The sequence below is a fragment of the Protofrankia sp. CiT1 genome (genome assembly GCF_917627335.1).
GTDB lineage: Bacteria > Actinomycetota > Actinomycetes > Frankiales > Frankiaceae > Protofrankia.
On sequence record NZ_CAKJTP010000152.1, the window covers coordinates 7,119 to 10,449 of the forward strand.

A 3,331-nucleotide genomic window follows, 5' to 3' on the forward strand; every position below is an offset into this window, starting at 1 on the left:
GCCCAGCCCGACCTCGACACCGCCCACCGCACCATCGAGACCAACCTCATCGGGACCTGGCGGATGTGCACCGCCGTCATCCCCCATATGCGCGCGGCCGGCTACGGCCGCATTCTCAACCTCACCACCCATATGGCAATTCTGTCCGAGATGAAAGCCGGCAGCCCCGCCTACCGCATCTCCAAAACCGGCATCAACGCACTGACCCGTATCCTCGCCGACGAACTCGCCGGCACCGGCATCCTCATCAACGCCGCGTCGCCGGGTCGTGTCCAGACTCGTATCGGCCCCGCCCACGCCGACCGCAGCCCCGCCGAAGCTGCTTCAGAACTCCTGTGGCTCACCGCGCTCCCTCCCTCCGGCCCTACCGGCGGCGTCTTCTACCAGGGCGCAAGTCTGCCCTGGTAGCGCAGGCTTCCCTTGCACGGCCGCGATTCCGCCGGCTGCGCCGAGGTCGCGCGTACCGGACGGGTGTTCATCGATCATCGCGGCGGCCGTCCGCATGATCGCGGGAGCTGTCCTCTACAGCCATACGGACAACCAACCCACCATCAGGCGGGAGCCTCCGGCTCCAGGTAGCCGTGTTGGCCGGCAGGGAAAGGGGCTGGGCGCTGGGGTGGCCGTGCTCGGTTCGAGCGGGGTCTACCCCGGCGGGCTGCGGTGGCGGTTCGTGCATGCGGCGGGGTGTTGTGACCCTCACCACAGGGCACGCTACGCGGGCGTCCGGAGGAGGTCGCTGGTGTTGACGCGGTAGAGGCGGCCGATGCGGTGGACTTCGCAGGGGAAGCCGCCGCGGCGGGCGAGTTCGTAGGCGAGGGTGCGGCCGAGGCCGAACGCGCGGGCGGCCCACGGACATCCCTGCCCGGTGTCGGCCGCCGATCCGAGCCTGCCCGGCGCGGCCTGAGCCCTGTCCCTGACGACCTCTCGGAGAACGATCGTGCACACGCTTCTTCTCACGACCACGGAAGCCGCCGACCTGCTCGGCGTCAGCCGCGCCACGGTCTACGAGCTGCTCAACGCCGGACAGCTCGAATCCGTCCGGATCGGCCGGTCCCGGCGCATCCCCCGGGCGGCGCTCGTCGCCTACGTCGATCGGCTCTGCGGGCGTGCCCACGAGGACGCGGCGTGACCAGTCAGGTAGCCCGGCGGCGGGGCGGGCGGTGTTCGGCAATCCAGCGGATCACCTCGTCGGCACGCCAAATCTTCCCGGCCTTGATCTCGGCGAGTGGTTCAGGGAAGGATGGGTCAGACGTAACGATCTGGTGGACGCGGACGCGGCTCACGCCCAGACAGGCGGCGATTTCCGCTGTCCCCATGAGCTGTTCGCGGGCCATCCTCGCAGCGTACTTGACAGTCACTAAGCCGCCATAGACACTGGATAGAAATTAGCGACTGTTAAATACAGCGGTCCCGTCGGGAGCTCTCACCTTCCGCGACGGGACCTCGATCCGCACCCCTTCCTCTTCAAGGAGCGCAGACCGTGAGCCCTATCATTCCGCCTGACCAAAACCCATGGCGCATCCCCTCCGAACCGCCCGGGTTCGTGACGGTCCGGCAGTCCCCCACCGGTGACTACGAGGTGATTCTGCGACCCGGGGCGAGCCCGGTGGATCTGACCTCGGCGTTGCTGGCAGTGTCGGTGAACACGGTGTTCACCGATGCCTACGGGGACGTTGATGTGCTGATGCTGTTCCGGTCGATCTCCGGCACACCCCCGGCGCTGCTGCCCGCGGGTATCGGTAACCCGCCGGGTATGCCGGCGATGCGCTGACCCGCGCGGGTTCTTCCCCTATTTTTCTTCCGTTCCTCTGGTAGACGCGCGACCTGCCGGGGGGCCGGTCGGGTCCAGGGTCGGCGCAGCCGATCGCGCAGCGACGCGCAGCGCCTTGGACGCGGCCGGTTTCCCGGCGGATCCTTCCGCGCTCCAGAGGTGCGGGATACCCGCGGCTCCGCGCGGCGGCAACGGCGATGGACGGCATCCTTGCACCAGAGGCCGACCCCGGTGCGCAACACGACAAGGAGCACGAGGACGACACGGCGAAAGAACAGGACGACAGATAGCGCGCCTTGGCTACACAGTTGGCTACATAAGGATCACCGTTACCCCGGCCAGGTCGGGCGAAGCCCGACATCGGGGGTCCGGGGGTCGCCCCCCGGGAAGACATCGCGGCTGGTGGCGAAGCTGATCGAAGATCAGCGAGCAGCTCGCATCAGCTCGTGGACCTGGGTGGACTTGAACCACCGGCCTCTTCCTTATCAGGGAAGCGCTCTAACCGACTGAGCTACAGGTCCTTGCTGGGCTCCACAGTACCGGATGGCATCCAGCATCGGACGTGGCGCCCACCATGGGCGTCGACGTCGACATCACAAATCTACGAAATGATCAATGATCGCCGAGAACGACCTCGATCCCACCGACCATCTCAGTACACAAGTTGTACAACAACGCACCCAGGGTGGCCAGGGCCGTCATCAGGATCACGTTGATCGCGCCGATGAGCAGTCCAAGCTCCATGGCTCGGGCGAACGACAGCCAGGTGCGGACTCCACCGTTGCTGCCGTCGGTGAGTGTGTCCGCCGCGTTGACCACACTGTCGAACACGCCGATCGAGTTCAGCACAAACCACAGCACCGCCACGGCGACCATCATGACGACGAACACGCACAGGGAGAACGCGAACGTCAGCCGGGTCACCGACAGCGGATTAACCCGAGTGACGCGCAGCCGGGCACGGCGGCCCTGGCCGGCTGGGCGGACGACGGACGGCCCGGTCGGGGCACCCACTATCGGCCCGGTCGCTGGATCCTTCACGCTTCGTTCTCGAACCGGTGAGCGCGGCACACCGGGTGCTGTCGGCACACCAGGTGCTGCCGACGCACCGGACAGACCGCCCGTCGTGACCGGGCTGGTCGGCGGTGTCCACGTAGCGCGCTCACGGGGTACCGAACCGTCGCCACCCGGTCGCTTGGCGCCGGTCTCCGCCGACGGATCTGCCGCGACGGCTGCCTTCGCACGTCCCGACCCTCCCACACGGCCAGCGTTCTCACCTGCCATGGCGCGCCCGCCCGTGCTGCCGGAGGCCGGAGAGACCCCCCCGGTCTTGCCCTCCGTCGAACCGCCCGCCGTCTTCGTGGGCCTACGCAGCGAAATCGTGTCCGGATCCGGCGTGGGCGTCTCTTTCAGCAGCGTGGTGCGCGATGTCCCCGACGATGCGCCAGTACGCGATGACGCGGATGCTGTCACGCCGGTGGCGCCCCCGGGCGGCACGGCGCTGGCCGCGCGCCCCACGCCAGAGATCTTGCCCGATCCGGTCGTGGTGGGCGGTGCGGC

At 68.1% G+C, this 3,331-nt stretch carries 6 protein-coding genes, 1 tRNA gene and 1 pseudogene; 4 read left to right on the forward strand and 4 right to left on the reverse strand.

What is annotated here, in order from left to right; translation table 11 throughout:
- A partial coding sequence (locus tag MJ785_RS18040; RefSeq protein WP_239381923.1) for an SDR family oxidoreductase occupies window positions 1–408 on the forward strand: 408 nt, incomplete at its 5' end.
- A gap of 303 nt (window positions 409–711) precedes the next feature.
- On the opposite strand, the gene MJ785_RS18045 is transcribed toward MJ785_RS18040, so the two are convergent.
- Window positions 712–945 carry a helix-turn-helix domain-containing protein gene (locus MJ785_RS18045; RefSeq protein ID WP_239310583.1) on the reverse strand — a complete coding sequence of 78 codons (234 nt, stop codon included), beginning with the start codon at window positions 943–945 and terminating at the stop codon, window positions 712–714.
- On the opposite strand from MJ785_RS18045, the gene MJ785_RS18050 reads away from it, so the two are divergent.
- Entirely contained in the window at window positions 938–1,129 is a 192-nt protein-coding gene (locus MJ785_RS18050) for a helix-turn-helix domain-containing protein (protein ID WP_239381925.1), read from the forward strand. The genes MJ785_RS18045 and MJ785_RS18050 overlap by 8 nt on opposite strands.
- 4 nt (window positions 1,130–1,133) lie before the next feature.
- Here MJ785_RS18050 and MJ785_RS18055 read toward each other — a convergent pair whose 3' ends face one another.
- Window positions 1,134–1,358: a DNA-binding protein gene (locus MJ785_RS18055; RefSeq protein ID WP_308194812.1), complete on the reverse strand. Its 225-nt coding sequence runs from the start codon at window positions 1,356–1,358 to the stop codon at window positions 1,134–1,136.
- Between the two features lie 122 nt (window positions 1,359–1,480).
- On the opposite strand from MJ785_RS18055, the gene MJ785_RS18060 reads away from it, so the two are divergent.
- Window positions 1,481–1,771 carry a hypothetical protein gene (locus tag MJ785_RS18060; RefSeq protein WP_239348320.1) on the forward strand — a complete coding sequence of 97 codons (291 nt, stop codon included), beginning with the start codon at window positions 1,481–1,483 and terminating at the stop codon, window positions 1,769–1,771.
- Between the two features lie 447 nt (window positions 1,772–2,218).
- Here the strand turns inward: MJ785_RS18060 and MJ785_RS18065 are convergent.
- Window positions 2,219–2,292: transfer RNA gene (locus MJ785_RS18065), tRNA-Ile, on the reverse strand.
- Between the two features lie 91 nt (window positions 2,293–2,383).
- Window positions 2,384–2,812 carry a DUF3566 domain-containing protein gene (locus MJ785_RS18070; RefSeq protein WP_239381926.1) on the reverse strand — a complete coding sequence of 143 codons (429 nt, stop codon included), beginning with the start codon at window positions 2,810–2,812 and terminating at the stop codon, window positions 2,384–2,386.
- Window positions 2,813–3,101: 289 nt separating this feature from the next.
- Between MJ785_RS18070 and MJ785_RS18075 the strand changes: the two are divergent.
- A pseudogene (locus MJ785_RS18075) lies at window positions 3,102–3,331 on the forward strand (hypothetical protein); the annotation flags it as partial.